20 protein-coding genes are annotated in these 21,030 nt (G+C 44.9%); 9 read left to right on the top strand and 11 right to left on the bottom strand.

Annotated elements, in window-relative coordinates; genetic code table 11:
- Positions 1 to 460: 460 nt before the first annotated feature.
- The 4 genes from istA (at position 461) to C8R11_RS16420 (ending at position 3,408) form a co-directional block, all read left to right on the top strand.
- Positions 461 to 1,483: an IS21 family transposase gene (gene istA, locus C8R11_RS07435; RefSeq protein ID WP_107795181.1), complete on the top strand. Its 1,023-nt coding sequence runs from the start codon at positions 461 to 463 to the stop codon at positions 1,481 to 1,483.
- A complete protein-coding gene (gene istB, locus C8R11_RS07430) occupies positions 1,480 to 2,265 on the top strand; it encodes an IS21-like element helper ATPase IstB (protein ID WP_107795156.1) in 786 nt (261 codons plus the stop codon). The genes istA and istB overlap by 4 nt, the downstream gene beginning before the upstream one ends.
- 508 nt (positions 2,266 to 2,773) lie before the next feature.
- Positions 2,774 to 3,079 carry a hypothetical protein gene (locus C8R11_RS16425; RefSeq protein WP_219908558.1) on the top strand — a complete coding sequence of 102 codons (306 nt, stop codon included), beginning with the start codon at positions 2,774 to 2,776 and terminating at the stop codon, positions 3,077 to 3,079.
- A 95-nt stretch (positions 3,080 to 3,174) separates the two neighbouring features.
- Positions 3,175 to 3,408, top strand: coding sequence for a hypothetical protein (locus tag C8R11_RS16420; RefSeq protein WP_219908557.1), 234 nt, complete (start codon positions 3,175 to 3,177; stop codon positions 3,406 to 3,408).
- Positions 3,409 to 3,731: 323 nt separating this feature from the next.
- Here the strand turns inward: C8R11_RS16420 and C8R11_RS07420 are convergent, their stop codons facing one another.
- The 3 genes from C8R11_RS07420 to xseA all read right to left on the bottom strand — a co-directional run bounded on the left by C8R11_RS07420 (position 3,732) and on the right by xseA (position 6,733).
- Positions 3,732 to 4,907, bottom strand: a complete 1,176-nt coding sequence (locus C8R11_RS07420; protein WP_107795155.1) for a THUMP domain-containing class I SAM-dependent RNA methyltransferase — start codon at positions 4,905 to 4,907, stop codon at positions 3,732 to 3,734.
- A 31-nt stretch (positions 4,908 to 4,938) separates the two neighbouring features.
- Entirely contained in the window at positions 4,939 to 5,313 is a 375-nt protein-coding gene (locus C8R11_RS07415) for a DUF423 domain-containing protein (protein WP_107795154.1), read from the bottom strand.
- Between the two features lie 73 nt (positions 5,314 to 5,386).
- Positions 5,387 to 6,733 carry an exodeoxyribonuclease VII large subunit gene (gene xseA, locus C8R11_RS07410; protein WP_107795153.1) on the bottom strand — a complete coding sequence of 449 codons (1,347 nt, stop codon included), beginning with the start codon at positions 6,731 to 6,733 and terminating at the stop codon, positions 5,387 to 5,389.
- 338 nt (positions 6,734 to 7,071) lie between these two features.
- On the opposite strand from xseA, the gene C8R11_RS07405 reads away from it, so the two are divergent.
- The 5 genes from C8R11_RS07405 (at position 7,072) to C8R11_RS07385 (ending at position 12,914) form a co-directional block, all read left to right on the top strand.
- On the top strand, positions 7,072 to 7,698 hold the full coding sequence (locus C8R11_RS07405) for a MotA/TolQ/ExbB proton channel family protein (protein WP_107795152.1): 627 nt from the start codon (positions 7,072 to 7,074) through the stop codon (positions 7,696 to 7,698).
- Between the two features lie 388 nt (positions 7,699 to 8,086).
- The gene (gene hpnA, locus C8R11_RS07400; RefSeq protein ID WP_107795151.1) at positions 8,087 to 9,103 is read left to right on the top strand and encodes a hopanoid-associated sugar epimerase; all 1,017 of its coding nucleotides are present in this window, start codon (positions 8,087 to 8,089) and stop codon (positions 9,101 to 9,103) included.
- Between the two features lie 123 nt (positions 9,104 to 9,226).
- Positions 9,227 to 10,027 (top strand): MlaA family lipoprotein, encoded by an 801-nt coding sequence (locus tag C8R11_RS07395; protein ID WP_244531770.1) that lies wholly within the window; start codon positions 9,227 to 9,229, stop codon positions 10,025 to 10,027.
- A 131-nt stretch (positions 10,028 to 10,158) separates the two neighbouring features.
- Positions 10,159 to 12,129 carry a squalene--hopene cyclase gene (gene shc, locus C8R11_RS07390; RefSeq protein ID WP_107795150.1) on the top strand — a complete coding sequence of 657 codons (1,971 nt, stop codon included), beginning with the start codon at positions 10,159 to 10,161 and terminating at the stop codon, positions 12,127 to 12,129.
- The gene (locus tag C8R11_RS07385; RefSeq protein ID WP_107795149.1) at positions 12,126 to 12,914 is read left to right on the top strand and encodes a phosphorylase family protein; all 789 of its coding nucleotides are present in this window, start codon (positions 12,126 to 12,128) and stop codon (positions 12,912 to 12,914) included. Before shc ends, C8R11_RS07385 begins: the two co-directional genes overlap by 4 nt.
- A 14-nt stretch (positions 12,915 to 12,928) precedes the next feature.
- Here the strand turns inward: C8R11_RS07385 and C8R11_RS07380 are convergent, their stop codons facing one another.
- From C8R11_RS07380 to C8R11_RS07350, 8 genes are all read right to left on the bottom strand, one after another.
- Positions 12,929 to 13,942: an alpha-L-glutamate ligase-like protein gene (locus tag C8R11_RS07380; RefSeq protein WP_107795148.1), complete on the bottom strand. Its 1,014-nt coding sequence runs from the start codon at positions 13,940 to 13,942 to the stop codon at positions 12,929 to 12,931.
- A complete protein-coding gene (locus C8R11_RS07375; protein ID WP_107795147.1) occupies positions 13,923 to 15,470 on the bottom strand; it encodes an inactive transglutaminase family protein in 1,548 nt (515 codons plus the stop codon). The genes C8R11_RS07380 and C8R11_RS07375 overlap by 20 nt, the downstream gene beginning before the upstream one ends.
- A 3-nt stretch (positions 15,471 to 15,473) precedes the next feature.
- Positions 15,474 to 16,268, bottom strand: coding sequence for an ATP-dependent zinc protease family protein (locus C8R11_RS07370; protein WP_219908556.1), 795 nt, complete (start codon positions 16,266 to 16,268; stop codon positions 15,474 to 15,476).
- 234 nt (positions 16,269 to 16,502) lie between these two features.
- Positions 16,503 to 16,907 carry a hypothetical protein gene (locus tag C8R11_RS07365; protein ID WP_090697165.1) on the bottom strand — a complete coding sequence of 135 codons (405 nt, stop codon included), beginning with the start codon at positions 16,905 to 16,907 and terminating at the stop codon, positions 16,503 to 16,505.
- 222 nt (positions 16,908 to 17,129) lie between these two features.
- Positions 17,130 to 18,959 carry a dihydrolipoyl dehydrogenase gene (lpdA, locus tag C8R11_RS07360; RefSeq protein WP_107795145.1) on the bottom strand — a complete coding sequence of 610 codons (1,830 nt, stop codon included), beginning with the start codon at positions 18,957 to 18,959 and terminating at the stop codon, positions 17,130 to 17,132.
- Positions 18,960 to 19,006: 47 nt separating this feature from the next.
- Positions 19,007 to 20,272 (bottom strand): glutamate-5-semialdehyde dehydrogenase, encoded by a 1,266-nt coding sequence (locus C8R11_RS07355; RefSeq protein WP_107795144.1) that lies wholly within the window; start codon positions 20,270 to 20,272, stop codon positions 19,007 to 19,009.
- Positions 20,273 to 20,464: 192 nt separating this feature from the next.
- The gene (locus C8R11_RS16950) at positions 20,465 to 20,599 is read right to left on the bottom strand and encodes a hypothetical protein (RefSeq protein WP_280523880.1); all 135 of its coding nucleotides are present in this window, start codon (positions 20,597 to 20,599) and stop codon (positions 20,465 to 20,467) included.
- 111 nt (positions 20,600 to 20,710) lie between these two features.
- Entirely contained in the window at positions 20,711 to 21,028 is a 318-nt protein-coding gene (locus tag C8R11_RS07350) for a BON domain-containing protein (RefSeq protein ID WP_107795143.1), read from the bottom strand.
- Positions 21,029 to 21,030 lie beyond the last annotated feature (2 nt).

The following is a 21,030-nucleotide window of genomic DNA, read 5'->3' as shown; positions in this document are numbered from 1 at the left end:
GCGGTTCTCCTCCATTCTCCAGAGCGAATCGAAACCACGCTGGATTCAGATAAGCGAGGCGATAGTTTGCCCATACGCCGTAAATCACGCCAGCGTGTGTGTTTAGGTCATCAATGTAGTGATTCTTGAGTAATAATTTGAACGCTCGATCTATGTGTTCCATGACGTAATTGACCATATTCGCATAACCCAATTCATCAATTTTTTCATATTTGTCGCTTCTGTCTCATTCTCGGATACATCATACGATATGTTCTGATTTAATGACACTAGACACATTGATGAGAGACGATTTTAATGTCACTGATCGAGGTGGTTATGAAAGTAAAGCCAGTTTGCAAACATTATTCGAGGTTATTTAAAGAAGAAGCGGTCGCATTTGTCACCGACAATTTAAAATTGACCCACCTGTGAGGCACAATTGCCGCCATTTTTTATAAAAGAAGGCGGTGTCGATGAGATGTTGACTCAGGAGAAATTAGTGGAAATACATGTTTTACACCGACAAGGTATGAGCATTCGCGGTATCGCCAAAGAATTGAATATATCGCGCAATACGGCGCGTCGTTATCTGCGCGATATCGCCAAAACGCCGAGCTATAAACAACGTGACACCAGGGTATCTAAACTGGATGCATTTAAACCGTATTTGCGTGATCGTATTGCGGCGGCAAAACCGGATTGGATACCAGCCACCGTTTTATTTCGGGAGATACAAACGCAGGGTTATCAAGGCAAAGATGGCATCCTGAAGCACTATATTCGACAATTTAAGCCGAAGATAGATGACCCGGTCGTTCGCTTTGAAACGCTGCCGGGTATTCAGTTGCAAGTGGGCTTCACTACGATTCGCCGAGGGCACTGCAAGCTCAAAGCCTTTGTGGCGACGCTGGGTTACAGCCGAGCCAGCTATGTGCGTTTCAGTGAATACGAGCGTCAAGAGGACTGGTTGGCGGGCATTGAAGGCGCGCTGCATTACTTTGGGGGCGTGCCGCGCGAAATGCTATTTGATAATGCCAAGTGTGTCATGATTGAACGTCATGCCTTTGGCGAGGGCCGGCATCGATGGAATGCCAGTTTGTTGGCGATGGCGCGGGACTATGGCTTCAAATTGCGGGCCTGTCGTCCTTACCGTGCCAAGACCAAGGGTAAAGTCGAGCGATTCAACGGTTACCTTAAAGGCAGCTTTATAACGCCATTGGCCGCGTCACTGAACCAGGCCGGACTGGCACTGGATGTCGATATTGCCAATGCCCAAGTGGGTCCATGGCTCGCGGATATCGCTCATCAACGTATTCATGGCACAACGGGTGAAAAGCCGCAGGTACTGCTGGATAAAGAGCAGCTCAGTTTAATGCCGCTGCCGTCCCTTCACGAGATGGTTAATCAGACCAAACCGCGAAGCCATAGGCAGGCTCTCCCCATCGAAAGTCTTCAGCATCCGCTCAGCACCTATGATCAGCTGTTGGAGGTCGCATTATGAATCTGCAGATGGATAGAATACAACAAGCCTGTGAAACACTTAAGCTGAATGCCGTGGCGCTGGAATGGCCAGCCATCGCGGAAAAATCCGCAACTGATGAATCGACTTTGGCAGACTTCCTTGAGCAACTGTTAGATGTTGAGTTGAGGGCCAGAAATCAGCGTACGCGTGATGCTTTTCTGAAGTTCGCTGGGCTTCCGTCAATCAAATGCTTCGAGGATTATGACTTCAAATTTGCCACCGGTGCACCGCGCAAGCAACTACAGGAACTAACCAGCCTTGCTTTTATCCAGCGTGCCGAGAATATCGTGCTGCTTGGCCCAAGTGGTGTCGGTAAAAGTCATTTAGCGATTGCTCTGGCCTACAAGGCTGTCATGAGTAGCATAAAAACGCGTTTCATTACCGCTGCCGATCTCATGTTGCAGTTAGCCGCCGCAAAAAAACTGGACCGTTTAGAAACATTTCTCAAACGCAGCATACTGGCGCCTAAACTCCTCGTTATTGATGAAATCGGCTACTTGCCATTCGGAAGAGAAGAAGCAAACCTATTCTTTAATGTCATTGCCAAACGCTATGAACATGGCAGTGTCATTGTGACGAGCAATTTGCCGTTTTCGCAGTGGTCAACCGCCTTCGCAGATGATCAGACTTTAACTGCAGCCTTGCTCGATAGACTGCTGCATCATGCACATATCGCTCAGATATCCGGAAATAGTTACCGATTAAAAGGAAAGAAGGCGGCTGGCACTATGCCAGTTACTAACCAACAAGTGACACAATAAGCAATAAAACGCTAAGGGTGGATCAATTTTATATTGCCGTTTTACCAGAAAAGTGGGTCAGAATTAAGTTGCCGTTGACAATTGATTACGGAACAGGGTAGCAGCGTACAGAAGACTGTGGATTCATTAGGTATTCGTAGCAATATGCTTTATCACTGGAAGTAGCCGTTGCACGAGTTATGATCATTTCTGTTGCATGACAAGCGAGAAGAAAGGGGGCGAACCTGTTGGTAAAGATCTCGGCAGATCGACAAATAAAAAGAGGAAAACACCGCAAGGCAGATAGTCATGTTTTCAAGCTGAAATATACCAGAACAAAAGGATCCGTTACAGGAAGTGTTGCAAGAAGGTGCACGCAAAATGTTGACAGTTGTCATAGAATCGGAAGTGGGTGCTTTTAATAAGCAGCTTCAAGGTGCTTATTAAATTGATCAAAAAGGTCTGTTTAAAGCGCTCTACGTCGAAAGAGCCGGCATATTTGGTGGGCCTAAACGGTGTAACTTCTCAGATGCAACGCGCCTGTAACGAGTTAGGCATCGAGATCATATTTGCTGACTCACCGCAAGGAAAAGGGAGAATCGAACGTTCATTCAATACCTTCCAGGACAGACTCATTTCTGAATTAAGACTCAATAGAATCAAAGATATGGATAACGCTAATCGCTATTTTCAGGATGTTTTTATTCCAACATTTTGGCGCAGTCACATCCAGGTTATTTCTAAAAATGACACCTCTGAGTTCACGTCAATCCCTGAACACATCAATTTAGAAAATCTTTGTTGTCTTGAAAGAATATCGGAAAATCAGGCATAACCACACGTTTAGCTATGGCAACAAGTTTTACTTCATTGAATCACCTCTCAAGCATTCTATTGCGAAACAAAAAATCGAAATCAGAAAGTCTTGTGATGACGGTTTCATTGCATATTTTGCTGGAAGGCAACCTGGCAGTATCCGAAGTTGTTGAGCCAACCAGGCCTTCTATGGTAGATCTGGAAATACAAAAGAAAGTCGATGCGATAGCGCTTACTGAAAAACTGCAAAATGTAGCTGAAGCAGCCCGAATTAGCGGTGTGTCACGCCAAACCCTATACAAGGACCGCAGGCTGCTCAACTCAAAGCAAATCACCAGATTGAATTAAGTCCAGCAGGCGTTAGATACGTATGGTTGAGAGAAAATATGCAGACCAGTACCCTAAGAGTTCAGCGGTAGAAATTATCGTTCGCTGTAGCATAGCGATAATTGATTCATTGCCAGACTCGTGATCTTACAGTCAGGGTGTTACACAAAGTCCCCGCGTAATGACGCTTTTACAGGTTACTACAACAATGAACGGTTACACTCAGCCATATTGGAATGTCACCAATCAAATATGAATTGTCTCAAATAAAAGTGTCTGGTTTGGTTTGACCAGAACAGTGAGCGGTCTGGAAGTTACCTAGACTAGATATTCTAATTTCTTAGCTAATTTGTGGATGTGTCATTTCTTGTTTTTCGCATGCTGCCTGCTATCAGTTTATATTCCAACAGGCGACACTCCAGTGCGCCGTTAAACAACGGTGTACGTTTAGATGCTTTTAGGCGAATTGTTTTGGGAAGCGATGGATCGGTGGTGAAAATATAGGCGTGCCAGCCACTGAACTTGTTTTTGAGTACATCGCCTAATTTTGGATAAAGCTCAATTAATGATTCAGTATCACCGATACGCACACCGTAAGGCGGGTTGGTGACCAAAACACCTTGAGGTTCCGGCGCAGATATTTCCAGTATATTGGCTTGTTTCAAATGTACTGCATCAAGTAATCCCGCTGCTTCCAGGTTAGTGCGGGCGTCTGTCAGTGCATAGCCATATAGATCACTGCCGTAAATGGATTGCAGGGATACTGATAACTGTCCTGAAAGTGCTTTATTTTTAAGCTTGTTCCATAAAGTCTGGTCGAATTGCTTGAATTTCTCAAAGGCAAAGCGACGTTGTGATCCAGGTGGAATATTCAGTGCGATTTGTGCAGCTTCGAGCAAGAAAGTACCGCTGCCACACATCGGATCCAGTAGTGGCGTTTCCGGTTGCCAGCCGGTTAATTGCAAGATGCCGGCTGCTAGGTTTTCGCGCAAGGGTGCATCGCCAGCAGTTTTTCGATTTCCGCGTTTGAATAAAGCGTCGCCGGAAGTATCCAAATACAGCGTAAATTCCTGTGCATCCAGAAAGCCATGAATGCGAATATCGGGCTGTATGGTACTGATGCTGGGACGTTTTCCGGTTGTTTTCCGGAACTTGTCACATACGGCATCCTTGATTTTCAGCGTAATAAAATCAAGACTGCGCAATGGACATTTAATAGCAGCCAAATTGACGCGTATGGTTAGTTCGGGTAAAAACCATTCATGCCAGGCGAATGCATAAGCTGTGTTGTAGATGTCTTGTTCATCGCGGTATGATTTTTGGGCTATCTGCCATAAAATACGACTCGCGATACGGCTTTCTAGATTAGCTTGATAACAGGTTTCCCAACTTCCTTTGAAGTGTACGCCGCCATTAGCTGATTTGATTGATTTGGCACCTATTTTTATCAATTCTTCGGCTAATACACATTCCAGCCCTCGCGGGCAGGGGGCAAAAAATTGCAATGAATCTGGTTTCAATAGATTTTAAAAGCAATTAACAGTGGGATGGTTATTTTGCTTTCCATAGTGCAACGGCCAATACAATCCAGGCTATCATAAAGGATGCGCCACCAAATGGTGTGATCATGCCCAGAATACGCAGCTCGGTCAGGCTCATCACATACAGGGTTAGGCTAAACAGTACGATGCCTAGTAGCATGAGCCAGCCGGACAGTTCAATAAGACGTGATTTGGCATAATACAACAATAGCAATCCAATAAATAGCAGGCCTTGTGCATGATAAATGTGATATTGCAGGCCGGTATGGAAAATACTCAACATATCGTTGCTGAGTATATTTTTTAAACCATGTGCGCCGAAAGCGCCCAGAGCAATACAAAAAAAGATATTGATGGCACCCAGTAACAGAAAGGTTTTATGCATAGAATTTTCCTTTTGGGAGTTGTTGAGTTTAACTGATTATTAGGCCGTTCGTTTGTCGAGGATTTTTCCGCAGTTATCTTTTTTTAATTTTTATTACTGCTGCATCGATTTGCCCTCGGGCGAATTTTACCTGAATTTTATCGCCTATATGGATTTGATTAACATTCCGTACAACCGTATCTTGCAGAGAATAAGTAATGCTGTACCCTCGATCCAAGATTGATTGAGGATTTAAGTGCGTTAATTTGACCTGCCGATGCTGTAATTGACTGACAAGGAGATCAACGTAATGAGAAAAAGTTTGTTGCAACTGTGCGGTCAATCTGCTCTGTTGTTCGGTTAGCTGAGTGAAGTCGGGACGGTTGGATAAAATCCGTTGCTCGTATACTTTAATTTTCCAGAATTTGCTTTCGATTTGATAAGTCCAGTTTCCGGTCAATCGTTCGCGTAAATGCTGAAGATGTGCAAATTGATTGTTAATACGTTCGCCCGGATGAATGAGACGATGAGCGAGCAGATCAACTCGCTGCATGCGGTTTTCCAGATGATGCAGCATTGTGTGTTGCAGCATTTTGTATTGTCTGTTGAGCTGTTGTTGCAGTTCTTTCATTTCCGGGCTGGCCAATTCAGCGGCGCCAGTCGGTGTGGGGGCCCGTATGTCGGCAACAAAGTCGGCAATGGTAAAATCGGTTTCGTGGCCTATGCCGCTGATGACAGGTATTGTACAGGCTGCGATGGCCTGTGCGACGAGTTCTTCATTAAATGCCCATAAATCCTCAATGCTGCCACCACCTCTGCATAAAATCAATATATCACACTCCCGTCTCCGGGACGCAGTTGCAATGGATGCAGCAATACTTTTTGCGACATCTTTGCCTTGAACGGGTGTGGAGTAAATGACAATCGGCAGCATGGGCATGCGGCGCCTTAAGGTGGTGATTACATCATGCAAGGCAGCCGTAGCTGGAGAAGTAATAATACCGATTTGCCGGGGAAAGGTGGGTATTTTTTTTTTGCGGGCAGCGTCAAACAAACCGTCTTGTTCCAGTCGTGTCTTGAGTTGTTCGAATTTTTCAAATAATGCCCCCAGACCGGCACGGCGCATGGTTTCTACATTCAGTTGAAAATCGCCACGCGTTTCATACAGCGTTACTAACGCAAGCACTTCTACTTGCCCACCTTCCTGAGGCTGCCATTCAATATACTGGTTTTTGTGCCGGAACATGACACAACGCACTTGTGCATGAGTATCCTTAAGTGAAAAATACCAGTGCCCTGAAGGATATTGCCTTAGATTTGAAATCTCACCATTTACCCAGAGCAATGGTATGGTATTTTCCAAAACGGTTTTGGCATGGCGATTCAATTCGCTTACCGTTATAATCTTATGCGAAATCTCAAGTTTTGGTGACAATTGCATACTAATATTTGATATTAATCCACATGTTTGGGTGTAAATGAGCGGATAATAGGCCTGACAATTTTACAATCATGGCGTTTGGTGTAACACATTGTTTGTATTAATCTTATCAAATTTACTTAAAATGCAGCCATCTATAAAAATCTTTTTTTATTTGGTGACTTAATATTGATTCTCAAAAGATATTCACAAAGTTATGCACAGAATTTGTGAACAAAATAAAAAGGATTGTTGCTGAAAACAAATCGACAGGATACATTATGTACTGGTTTGGGTTTTAGGATACATGATTTTTTTGTATCAAAAGCATTCGGTCTGATTAATGAGGAGAGTTTTGCGTGTTATCTTTAATTGAAGCAGCGGGTTGGCCTGTTTGGCCTATTATTTTTGCTTCCATCATTGCTGTAGGTATCATTGGTGAACGGATGTGGTCGTTGCGTCAACGTGTTGTTGTGCCAAGAGATTTGTTGCCGAGAGTATTGAATGAATATAAAAGGAGCGGTGTGACACTTGATATGATTTCAAAGCTCCAGCAGCATTCCCCGTTAGGACGGATTTTTGCAGCAGGATTACAAAATGAAAATAGTCCGCGTGAGATCATGAAGGAATCTATTGAAGAGGCGGGGCGTGTTGTTACGCACGATCTGGATCGCTATTTAACAACACTTGGTACCATTGCAGCGCTTAGTCCGTTAATGGGATTGTTCGGGACTCTGGTCGGTATGATTGAGATCTTCGGGTCTAATTCGCCGGCAGGCAGTAATCCTGGGCAACTGGCCTACGGGATTTCTGTAGCGTTGTATAATGCTGCCTTTGGTATACTGGTTGCTATACCAAGTATGATTTTCTACCGTCATTTCCGCGCAAAAGTCGATGCACTGGCAATTGAAATGGAATTGCAAGCGCTCAAACTCGTTGAAACTGTTCAGGGAGAACGGCGGTCCACCAGTGTGCCGTCAATTTGATGACTAAATATCTGACGCTTATATAGTGATGTGACATGCGGTGCAGCACACAGATATGAGTGGAGTGCGCCCAACATCAGAATGGGCTGTTCTAAGGGATAGTAAAATGCTATAAACTCATGCAGATCATGTGTTGCTTTATTGTAAAATATTAAAATTTGGTTTTGTAAAGAAAATTGAATAAATATTGTGCTTAATTATTCTTATCATGTATAAGTTTAGTACTATTTAGAAACAACAAGTAGGATACCTCATAAGTGTGCCTTTCTATGTTTTCGTGTCAGCTGCACAGCTCATTTTGTTGCAGTAAATGAATATTGCTGCACGTTTTTAAAAATTGTTTTCCTTATAAAAGAATCTTTATGCTGTTAAAAAAACAGGAAGAGGCGTGAGTAATCGACGCTCGTTGGTGACAGGCGGAGGAGGGTTTATTGGATCGCATTTGGTTCAGCAATTGCTTGAACGTGGTGAAACTGTCAGAGTGTTGGAATTAGCAGATGTGCCGTTATCGTCTGACGTGGAAGTGGTGCGTGGTTCGGTATGTGATGCCGATGCTGTCAAAAAAGCATTAAAAGGCGTCGACAGATTATATCATCTCGCGGCCAATCCGAACTTGTGGACGCGTGATAAAAATGACTTCAGGCGTGTCAATTATGAAGGTACCTGCACCATACTGAATGAAACTGCAAATCATGATCTTGATGTCATTGTCTATACCTCTACTGAATCTATTTTAACGGGAAAGGCGCGCCATGTTGATGCGATTGATGCAGCCATAAAGCGCGGAATACATGAAATGCCAGGACCTTATTGCCGGTCAAAATTTCTTGCAGAGCAGGCTGCTTTTAAAGCGGCCAAGGATGGTCAGCCTATTGTCATTGTTGCACCTACTTTACCGGTTGGTCCGGGTGATCGTAAAATTACGCCGCCTACACGCATGATTCTGGATTTTATCAATACACGCACGCCGGCTTATCTTGATTGTGGGTTTAATTTGATAGATGTTCGCGACATCGCCGCTGGTCATATACTTGCGGCCGAGAAAGGCCGGTATGGAGAGCGATATATACTGGGTAATGAAAATATGACGCTGGGTGAGTTGTTGCGTATGATTGAGGAGATCACCGGACTTGCTATGCCCAAAGTTCGCATTCCGTATTGGGTTGCGTTAACTGCAGGTGCTGTTTCTGAATTTCTTGCTGATTATGTTACACGCCGTCAACCTAGGGCACCGTTAACTGGCGTGAGACTCGCGCGTTATCCGATGCATTTTGATAGCGATAAATCAGTCAAAGAGCTGGGGCTTCCACAAAATACATTGCGTAAAGCGTTGGAGGATGAAATTGATTGGTTAAGTGGCCAAGGACTCATCACGCGCCGCTTACCAATGCAGCAACGGATTTAGCTGCCGCATTTTTCAGTTTTGTGACATGGTGGAACATCCCATATAAAATAGCAACTTTTATAAAGTGATAACGTTGATCGGTTTTGTTGGTAGATGAATGGATATGTTCAGTCCTCCTACAGTATGAGTTCGAATAAAATCAATAATTTGCCTAAAATTATTTTTTTACTGGCACTTATTTTAATACTGCAAGGCTGCTCTACACTGTCTCAAAAAGACGGCAGTGATGTGGACCCAGTTGATCCGCATGAGGATATTAACCGTGCGTCATATAATTTCACCGATAAGGTAGATCGTGTGTTTTTTGAACCGGTAGTCGATGTTTATGTGGAATATGTGCCGAATGCTGCACAGCGTTCGATTGGTAATTTTTATGACAACCTTTCGTATCCGAATGTTGTTTTAAATGCCTTTTTACAAGGAAAGGTGAAACAGGGGTTTGCGGATGGCTTACGTTTTCTAGTTAATTCGACAGTAGGGTTGTTTGGCTTGTTTGATATGGCAACCCATATGGGACTGGAAAAACACGATGAGGATTTCGGACAAACTTTGGGCGTATGGGGTGTCGATACAGGCTCTTATTTATTTATTCCTATTTTGGGGCCCAGTAGCAAGCGCGACGTGGCAAGCGTGCCGGTGACAATGGTAACCAATGTGCTGTTTTATGTAGGTGCGGTTGCCGGGGCTGGGGTATTTGCGCCTTTAACCATTTTGGGAGCGGTTGATAAACGGGCGCGTCTTGCAGGTCCTATGCGCATACGTGATCAGGCGGCGCTTGATCCTTATTTATTTGTTCGGGAAGCATCACTGCAGCAACGAGAATTTTTGGTTTACGACGGCAATCCGCCGCTTAATCTTTATGATGAAGAGCCATTTCAAGACAATCCATTTGAGACAAAAATAAAAAAACAGATTTCTGATTAAGGTGCGCCCGGAAAGCCCCTGATGCAGGATACCGCTAAGCAGGACATTCATGAAAACGGATCTGATCCGAATAATTAAAACAACATGAATACATTACTGAGATCCAACCACTAATTACATTGAAGATTTATATGAACGGGATGCATGAACGCATAGAAATGACCCAGGACAATACTGATTTAACCAACAAAAATGGAGCAGATGAACTGGCGCTGGATATCCAATTTAACAAGGCACGTTCGGCGTTATTGGCACTACAGAATCATGATGGTCATTGGTGTTTTCCGTTGGAGGCCGACTGCACGATACCCGCAGAATATATTTTGATGATGCATTTTATGGATGAGGTGGATATAGCGCTTGAAAACAAAATTGCCCGTTTTATCAGGTCGAAGCAGGATCAGGTACATAATGGCTGGCCACTGTATTATGGTGGGGATTTTGACATCAGTTGCACTATCAAGTCTTATTATGCGTTGAAGCTGGTGGGCGATTCTCCTGAAGAGCCCCACATGGTTCGTGCGCGCGAAGCAATTCTAAAACGTGGGGGTGCAGCCAGGGCAAATGTTTTTACACGTTTGCTGCTGGCGATGTATCAACAGATACCCTGGCGCGGCGTTCCTGTTGTTCCGTCTGAATTGATATTGTTACCCAGCTGGTTTCCGTTTCATCTAAGCAAGATATCGTACTGGTCGCGTACCGTGATGGTGCCGCTTTCAATTTTGTGTACTTTAAAAGCGAAAGCGGTTAATCCGCGAAATATTGATATTCGTGAATTGTTTACAGTTCCACCCGAACAAGAAACGAATTATTTTCCCAAAGCGGAAACGCGCCTGAAACGATTTTTTATGGGGGTGGAACGCATTTTATCCAGGGTGGAGCCGCGTGTTCCCGAATTTCTGCGTCGCTACTCGATACGACGAGCCGAACGATGGACGCTGGAGCGATTAAATGGTGAGTGTGGGATAGGCGCTATTTTTCCTGCTATGGTCAATGCATATCAAGCATTGGCGTTACTAGGATATAGTGATGATCACCCTGATCGGGTACTTTGCCGTGATGCATTAAAAGGTCTGTTAATCGATGATGGCGAGCAAGCTTGGTGTCAGCCATGCACATCGCCTGTATGGGATACCGTGCTAAGTGGACTGGCGCTACAGGAAGATCCCGGAACGGATCAAAAACCGATACATACGGCAATGGACTGGTTGTTGACAAAACAAGTCCTGGATGAAGCGGGTGACTGGCGTGATAAATGTCCGAGACTGCCGGGTGGCGGCTGGGCATTTCAATATGCCAACCCACATTATCCGGATCTTGATGATACTGCAGCTGTTGCCTGGGCGTTGGTGCAAGCACAAACATCTGAAAATGCGCGAACTTATGAACAACCGCTCATGCGTGCCGCCAACTGGCTTGCGGGTATGCAGTCAAGCAACGGCGGTTTTGCTGCGTTTGATATCGATAATACTTATCACTATCTCAATGAAATTCCATTTGCCGATCATGGCGCATTGATTGATCCTCCGACAAGTGATGTGACCGCTCGTTGCATTGGCTTTCTTAGTCTATATGGTGAGTCGCGTCATCAGCAGGCGGTACAGCAGGGTATCGCTTTTTTACTTCATGAACAAGAAGCCAATGGTGCCTGGTTTGGTCGCTGGGGTACAAACTATATTTATGGAACCTGGTCAGTATTGGAGGCTTTAAGGCTGGCCAAACTTGATGTGAATCATTTCTCAATTCGACGGGCAGTTCAGTGGCTGAAATCGGTGCAGCGAGAAGATGGAGGTTGGGGTGAAACAAACGATTCCTACTTCGATCAACAACAGGCGGGTCGGTTTGAGACCAGCACCTCTTTTCAGACGGCTTGGGCGCTGCTTGGTTTGATGGCTGCCGGAGAGGTCAACAGTCAGTCAGTGTCCGATGGAGTCAAATATTTATTGCGCAGTCAATCTGCAGAAGGTCTATGGGAGGAACCGTGGTTTACTGCGCCAGGTTTTCCACGTGTTTTTTATCTGAAATATCATGGGTATTCTAAATACTTTCCAGTATGGGCTTTGGCCCGTTATCGCGCCTTAACCTGGGAGCACAAGGAATGAGTGATAGTATTGTGGGCATTGTGTCGGCATTAAAGTCTGAAGCCAGTTGTTTAATGAAACTACGTTTTCCACTTTTTAAAATTGCCAGAATCGCACCGACTACGCGGCTTTGCCTCAGTGGAATGGGCAATGAAGGCGCACTGAAAGCATCTGAGATACTGCATGAGTATGAAGTTGATGCCCTGCTTAGCTTTGGCGTGGCTGCTGCCCTGGATAACAAATTGGTACCCGGGGATCTGGTGGTGCCGGAAAGTATTTATTATAACGGCAGGCAATTGCCGGTGACATTGGAGTGGCGTGAACGTGTGCTAAAGTTACTGCCTTCATACTTAACTGTTGTGGGCGGAACGCTGACTGGCAGTCGGGCGCCGTTATTTTCACGACGAGAAAAATTAGAACTGGGAGAGGAAACAGGTGCTTGTGCAGCAGATATGGAAACAGCGATCGTAGCGGATTTTGCCGCACAAAAGGATATTCCTTTTATTGCGATACGTGCAATCGTTGATCCCCTGGAGTTTTCGCCGCCACCCGCGCTGTTGGATGTGGTCTATGCTGATGGCACCACCGATATTGTGCGACTGATACCTTTACTCTTCAATGGCTCCGTTCCCTTAAAAACACTTTTTCATTTGGGAATGGGAATGTATGCGGCGCGTTCTACTCTGACAAAAGTCGTAGAGAAGGTCGGTTTGGATTTTAAAAGTGAATTAACGGATCGGAACCACGTGTATGCTCAAACGGAAAACAAAGAATCGGCTAGCGAGAGAACCGATAACAACAAGTGATGATGGTTTGGTACTTAATTAAGAATAAGAAATGATGCATTTTTGATATGATTTGTCCGTCTTCGAGGGCGTATTAAATTCCGAACGGCGGCAAAATTTTTCTTGCTAAAGTCGACGCGCGATTGCGCATCATGATCAAAACTCTCCAGTGCTTCAACGATTGCAACACGAGGCGCTAGCCCCGAAAAATTGGCAACTTGTATGGAAAGTCCAGGCCGAGCGTTCAACTCGATTATCATAGGCCCTTGGTCCCTATCCATGACAATATCAACGCCAAGATAACCCAGTCCGGTCATTTCGTAACATGCGGCAGCCAATGTAAGCAGTTTGTTCCAATGTGGCACCGTTAAATCATTAAATGCCTTGTGTGTATCTGGATGATGATAAACAGGGATCCCATACTGAACCGCATGCAGTGCTTCGCCGGTGCCGATATCGATACCGACACCGACTGCACCCTGATGCAGATTGGCTCTGCCATCAGAAGCATGTGTAGCCAGTCTCAACATGGCCATAATGGGATACCCTTTGAAGACAATCACGCGAAGATCCGGAATGCCTTCATAGCTATAATCAGCAAAAACCGGATCAATTTGTATCAGAGATTCGATCATGACAGAATCGGGTTTGCCACCAAGACTATGCAGTCCACTCAGGATATTAGAAACATGCCGCTCGATATGCGAGAGTTTGACGGCTTCACCACTGGGTTTATAGTAGAGATTATGATTTTGTTCGGTGATGACCAGAATACCCTTTCCTCCACTGCCTTTAACAGGCTTGATAACAAACTGCTGATAGGCGTTGAGCATGTTTTTGAGCTCTTTGACATCATATTGATAGTGTAAGGTCCCAAGCAATTTGGGCACTGTAATACCGGCTGCTTGCGCCAGTTGTTTTGTTTTCAATTTATCGTCTACCAACGGGTATAAGTGACGTGGATTATAACGCGATACCAGAGCGAAGTTTCTCTGGTTCATGCCTACAATACCCATGTTCTTGAGTCTTCTAAAGCTTGTCAGAAACATGCTGCTTTCCCATTGAATGAAAACGATAAAGTTCGGTTAAACGATAACCAGTGTATTGACCAAGTATCAAAATTAATGCCAGATTAACCAGCATTAATTCCGGAAAATTGAAAGTCAGGTATTCAACAGTACGGTTGGTCATGAAAATATAGGCAATCACTGCTGTTAATAGACTTCCTCCACCTTGAATCATAACTTCTCTGGGGCCATCTTCTTCCCAGAGTACAGACATGCGTTCAATTGTCCATGCCAGAATAATCATCGGGAAGAAAGTTACCGTGAGCGCCTGACTCAGACCCAGCTTGTGACTGATAATGCTAATACTTGCAATAATGGTAATGACGACAATAATGACCGCAGATATGCGTGCGACCAGTAATAAATTGAGTCGCGATAAATAGGAGCGTATGAGCAGACCGGTACTTACGACAAGTAGAAAGATTACAATACCCGTTATCAGGGTGGTTTGAATCAGGGCTAGCGCAATCAGAATCGGCATAAAGGTGCCGGAGGTACGGATGCCAACAAGAATACGCATGATGACTACGACTAATGCACCGATCGGCAGCAAAAGGATCATTTTAAAAGCATTCTGTTGTTCAATGGGTAGACTGTAAATAGAAAAATCGATCACAGTTGCCTGTTTGTTCAGACTGCTGCTGACAACAAGATTTCGAGTTGAATGCGTATTTTTAATAATTGAAAAAGAAACTTGTGAATTTTTGCCGCCAACTACGTCCAGTAAAGATTGTCCGCCGCGCTGCCAGATCAAAAAATTTTTCGGCTTGCCACTTTTACCTGTGTCCTGATTGAATAATATCCATTGGTTTCCGTCATGTATTTCCACAAAATTAGTGAGAGACTGGCGCCTGCGTCCGTCTTCAAGAAAAAGACCGCGGACAACACGCGCGCTGATACCTTCCAGTGCCAGCAAGTCAAGAATCAGCTGTGTTTTATAATCCTCACCAGCTTTGTCATTGCGTAATAAGCGTTGATTCTGACCGGGAGATGTCGAGTTTAATGTTTGAACCAATTCGCGTGTGAAGATTTCAGGGTTTGCAGATCTGGCTCGAACCTTTTTTAATAATGTCAAGGAGGCCGTCAGGAATACTTCATCCAATTCAGGTTTTTTGAGTTGTTCTGGTGCATCGGATGGCGGAATTTCAATAATTTTATCATTTTCGTAGACACTTAGGCGGTAGTATGCCGTTTGAGTACCCTGGGCTGTTCTTTTGCTCCACTGGCCGCGACGCTCACTATTAGACACTAGCTCACTGAAGCCGTAATCGGATGATGCAAAATCTTCTTCCATGAAGGTGAGATGTGGTTCTTTCGGTGGCAGGGCCAAGGAGACTATGACCGGATCCCCGTGAGCCTGAAAATCAATCTTTGCTTCGATTGTCCAGACAAACTTTTTGTCATCCGGCATAAGTGGAAAGCCCAGCATCAGGTGCTTGTAAAGAATTAATCCGATACCGGTGAACAGAATCAGTAAAACAACAGTATAAAGTCTGGATTTGGCTTGCATTTATTATTGAGTATTATCTGGTTTGGGCAGGGTGAATTCCTTGCTGACATCGACAATTGCCAAGTCGCGCAAGAAGTTTCTGCCAATGAGAACCTGTTGTTTGAATTTGCTGCGATCAATCAAAGTGAAGCTGATTTGTTCGTCGATGTCGCCCAATTTGACTCGTAATCGAACAATGGGGCGGCGCTGGGATTCTATCTTGTGTTTCTTGATTTTGGTGTGGCCGCGTATGCGGCGTGTTAACTCAATTTTTTCTTCTGTATTCGGGTCGATAATATTGAACTTGATATAGGGTTTGCCGTCACGTTCAAATTCGACCATGTCGAGTGCATTCAGCGATGAAGTTTGTGCACCGGTATCAATTCTGGCACTCAGGCTAATGCCAGGTGGGTCAAGATAGACATATTCCAGACCGCCAAGAATCGTTCTTTTATCTTTGGTATTTGTTTTATTTGAAGTATTTGAGGTTTTGCTTGTCGGGGTGCGCGAATTATTCGTAACGGGTTTGGGAGATTGTCCAGTTGGCCGCGAATTGGGCGGGAGCGCAGCTTTGTTCGTTTGATTATGTTGTTTTTCCTGCTGACTTTCCAGTTGCTCCTTTTGTTTAAATAATTCAGCCAACAATGTTACCAACTCACTTTCTCGCGCGCTGATAGCTGCTTCGCGCGAAATGAGTGCTTTTTCGCGCATATTCAACTCAGTAATCCGTTCTTCAAGGTTATCTTGCCGAGAAAAGAATGCTGGATTTAACTCATTATGGTCTGAGGGCACATGATCGAGTGACTGGCATCCGGACAAAAACACCAAGTTGATGATAAAAAAGAGATAATGTGGACGTGATTTTGGAAGAATTAACTTTTTACTATTAAGAAACAGCATATTAGTAATGTGGTATTGTATGAATAAAGATGTGCTTGTAATGAGAGTAATAGCTAGACAATCTAACCAGGCTCACTATTTGATTTTACCGACTATGATGCCAGCCTCCAATCACCTTTTTACGGTAACAAGCGTAGGTGTTGGCAGCAGGCGTTACGGGCTGTTGAGTTCAACAACTAAAGTTTCACTGTTGTAGGAACAGATACTACGGTGAACTTCAAGGCAATGAGAAGTGACCATAATCTTGTAGATACCTGGTGGCAGATTTTTAGTATCTAATTCAAATTGGAAATGACCCTGCTTATCGCTGGAGGAAGACTTCTCGACAATTACTGTATTGTTCTCGGTAATGACTTGAAAATTCAACAAAACATCCGCTGTTGGTTGTGCATTGTAATCTACCCATCCGTTAATAACGATTTTTTCTCCCACTATATAGTGTGTGTCGGATTCAACAAGAACGGGTTTTGATATATGTGTGGCACTTGCGTTGATGGTAACGCCGCAAAAAAATAAAACCAACAGACATGTAATGATGTAATTTCGTTTTAGCACCATAAGCATCTAATCACCATTAAATAAATTCATGATTTTTAAAATGTTAAATTGTCTTGTTGACGATGTGGAAATAGGTCGCCGATATTAAGTCATAGCTAATTAATGATTTTTAACCTATAACCCTATGCTAAGGAATATAACAGGAGTGGCAAGACAAAGCCAGTGTAACTTTGGATAAGTTCATGAAATAAAATCAATTGACTGATAATGTAGAAAAAGCAGCTATGTTTTGTTTTTGGGCGCATACAAATCTGTAATTGTTCCTTCAGCCATTTCGGCTGCAAAAAGAACAGTTTCAGAAAGAGTGGGATGGGGATGAATGGTCAGACTGATGTCTTCCATGTCTACGCCCATTTCCAGCGCCAGCACAGTTTCTGCAATGAGTTCACCTGCGTTTATACCGACGATGCCTGCTCCCAGAATGCGGCGTGTTTTTTTATCCAAAATAAATTGCGTTATGCCTTCATCCCGTGCCATAGAAATAGCCCGTCCGCTGGCTGCCCAGGGGAAGCTGGCTTTCTCATACTCGATTTCCTGTTTTTTTGCTTCATGCTCGGTCAGACCCATCCAGGCAACTTCTGGGTCTGTGTAGGCAACAGACGGAATTGTGCGTGCATCAAATAAGACCTTATGTCCGGCAATAATTTCGGCGGCGAGCTTGCCTTCATGAGTTGCTTTGTGTGCGAGCATAGGGCTGCCGATGATGTCACCGATAGCAAAAATATGCGTGATACTGGTGCGCAGTTGCTGGTCGACTTGAATAAAGCCTTTTTCATCAATCTGAATGCCAATACTTTCAGCACCGATATTAAAACCATTTGGACGGCGACCAACTGCCATCAGAATACAATCATAGGTCTGTGGCGCCGGTGCGTTCTCACCTTCAAAGCTGACGGTGAGACCGGATTTCCTGGCTTCAATTTCGGTCACGCGGGTTTCCAGGTAAATGGCCTCATAGCGTTTCTTGATCCGTCTGTAGAGAGGTTTGATCAAATCGCTGTCTGCACCTGGAATTAGCTGATCCATAAATTCAACAATGCTGATTTTGCTGCCCAGTGCCGCATAAACAGTCGCCATTTCCAATCCGATAATGCCGCCGCCGATAACCAGCATATGTTTGGGTATTTTTTCCAGCTTGAGGGCGCCGGTGGAATCAATAATGCGTGGGTCATCGTAAGGAAAACCCGGTATACGCGCTACGTTCGAGCCGGCAGCAATAATACAGTGATCAAATGAAACAGATTTCTTACCTTCACTGGTTTCTACCTGTATCATGTGTGGAGTGGCGAATTTTCCTGTGCCATGCAGTATTTCTACCTTGCGTTGTTTGGCGAGCGTCTTCAGGCCCTTGGTCAGCTTTCCGACAACGGATTCCTTCCATGTTCGCAGTTTCTCGAGAGAAATTTTCGGTTTGCCAAAAACGATACCATGATTTTCAGCGTCACCCGCTTCAGTGATGACCTTGGCCATATGTAAAAGTGCTTTAGACGGAATACAGCCGACATTCAGGCACACGCCACCCAGCGTGGCATAACGTTCGATCATAATCACTTTTTTACCCAGATCAGCCGCGCGGAAAGCGGCAGTATAACCTCCTGGTCCTGCACCCAGTACCACAACTTCCGCATGTAAATCGCCCCGTGGTATATTTCCCATTGGTTTGCTTTGTTCTGTTGAGGTTTTGTTATTATTCTCAGTATGGAGCTCGGGTTTTACGGGCGGTGGATCGGCAGGCGTTTCGTTGATTTGCGCTGTCGGTCGTTTTTCCTCGGAAACGGAAGTGTCGGAGGCGTTGGTTTGTGCTTCTTGATCGACTGCTTCCAGCGTCAGGATAGAGGTGCCGTGTGAAACCTTGTCACCCACTTTTACGGTAACCATTTTGACCGTTCCGGCTTGCGGAGACGGGATTTCCATTGTTGCTTTGTCTGTTTCCAGCGCTATAAGTGCAGTTTCTTTTTCCACAGTATCACCGGGCGAAACGAGTACTTCAATCACAGGCACATCCTGAAAATCACCAATATCCGGAATTTTTATCTCGACAACTTGAGCCATAATTATTTTTTTAAGTGTACAGTAAGCGTTGAAATCAATAGGGTGTGTTATTGCCTGATTTGCCCATCTCCGAGCACAATATATTTCTGACTGGTTAAACCTTCCAGCCCCACCGGGCCGCGCGCATGAATCTTATCAGTGGAAATGCCGATCTCGGCACCCAGTCCATATTCAAAACCGTCTGCAAAGCGCGTGGTGGTGTTCACCATGACAGAGCTGGAATCTACTTCACGCAGAAAGCGGCGTGCGCGTGAGTAATTCTCAGTGACAATCGCATCTGTATGTTGAGAGCCATAGCGATTGATGTGATCGATCGCCTGATCCAGATCGGCGACTACCCGAATACTGAGAATGGGGGCCAGATATTCCGTCGACCAGTCTTCTTCCGTGGCCGGATTCATCTGCGCAATGATTGCACGAGCGGCATCATCACCACGCATTTCAACTTCTTTATCCAGATAGATTTCTCCGAGTACCGGTAATACTTTTCCGGCAATATTGCTATGTACGAGCAGCGTTTCCATGGTGTTACAGGTACCGTAACGCTGTGTTTTGGCATTGTCGGCAATTTTGACTGCCTTGTCGAAATCTGCCTGATCGTCGATATAGACATGGCAGACACCGTCCAGGTGCTTGATCACGGGAACACACGCTTCATTTGAAATGCGCTCAATCAATCCTTTGCCACCGCGCGGCACAATGACATCGACGTAATCCTGCATTGTAATCAACTCACCCACTGCCATACGGTCTGTCGTCTCAATAACTTGCACTGCGGTTTCCGGCAATCCAGCAGCTCTCAAGCCTTCTCGAACACATGCCGCGATTGCCTGGTTACTGTGAATCGCCTCTGTGCCACCGCGCAGAATCGCCGCATTGCCCGCTTTCAGGCAAAGTCCCGCGGCATCCGCCGTCACATTGGGGCGTGCTTCATAAATAATGCCGATTACGCCCAAGGGCACGCGCATTTTTCCGATCTGTATGCCGGATGGTCGATAATTCAGCCCGCTGATCTCACCCACTGGATCGGCCAGTGCTGCGATCTGCAGCAGGCCCTCCGCCATGCTCGAAATCCCTTTGGCTGATAGCTTCAATCGGTCAACCAAGGCGGCTTCCAGTCCTTTGGTTTTTGCAATGTCAAGGTCATGTGCGTTGGCGATCAGGAGTTTTTGTTCATCGCGGCTGATCGCGTCTGCCATAGCGATCAGCGCCCGATTCTTGACTGCCGTCTCGGCCTTCGCAACCAGACGAGATGCTGCGCGTGCTTCATGGCCAACGGATTGCATATAGCTTTTAATTTCGGTGATGTTCATGGAATGTATCTGAATATTGAAATGATATGTTGCCGTACATGTCAGCTATTATAGTACAAGATGGACTTTGCAGTATTTTAGCGCCAAGTATCATGAAGGATGTTGTCTGTAATTACCAAATCGTCTGCAACAAGTCGCTGCTTCACGATTACTTCGTTTCGCAACATCAAGCTCGCCGGTGAGTTGAAGGAATTAAACATAAGGCGATGGAAAGGTGTGCAGCGTATGACGGGCGGTCAGTGCTAACAGTACTCGTGTTCGAATTGCTGTTTTAAACGAATGCCCTTGATTGGCCAGACGCAGGATAGACATCGGCTTCGATTTCATCTGTCAGACTCCAAACAACTCTGTCTGGAGATATTGTTAAGTCTGGGTGCCGCGTCATCCAAGCTAACTGTATAAGTGTTCAGATCAAGTCTGTGCGACTGCTCATCAAGATTACTTGACTTGGATCCGGTTGTCGACCTGCTTGACATTACGTGTTTTCCGCGCAATCGAATTGGCTAATTGACGTTGTGACTCTGTTTCGGTGAAACCGCTCAGTACTACAATGCCGTTAGAAGCTTCCACATGTATGGGTGCGGCACTTAGTTCTGTTGCTTCAATGAGCTTTGCTTTAATTTCCATAGCCAAAATCACATCTTCCTCTGATGCGCTTTCTACTGTTTCTGTGCTGAGTAGACCAGCGCAGCCGCTTAATCCAATCATGATAATTAAAAAACCAAGAATCCATATGTGACGTATTATTTTGATCATCA

The organism is Nitrosomonas aestuarii, assembly GCF_003046585.1.
GTDB classification, from domain to species: domain Bacteria; phylum Pseudomonadota; class Gammaproteobacteria; order Burkholderiales; family Nitrosomonadaceae; genus Nitrosomonas; species Nitrosomonas aestuarii.
The sequence above is the reverse complement of the archived record's forward strand: the minus strand, read 5'-3'. Positions and strand labels throughout refer to the sequence as shown.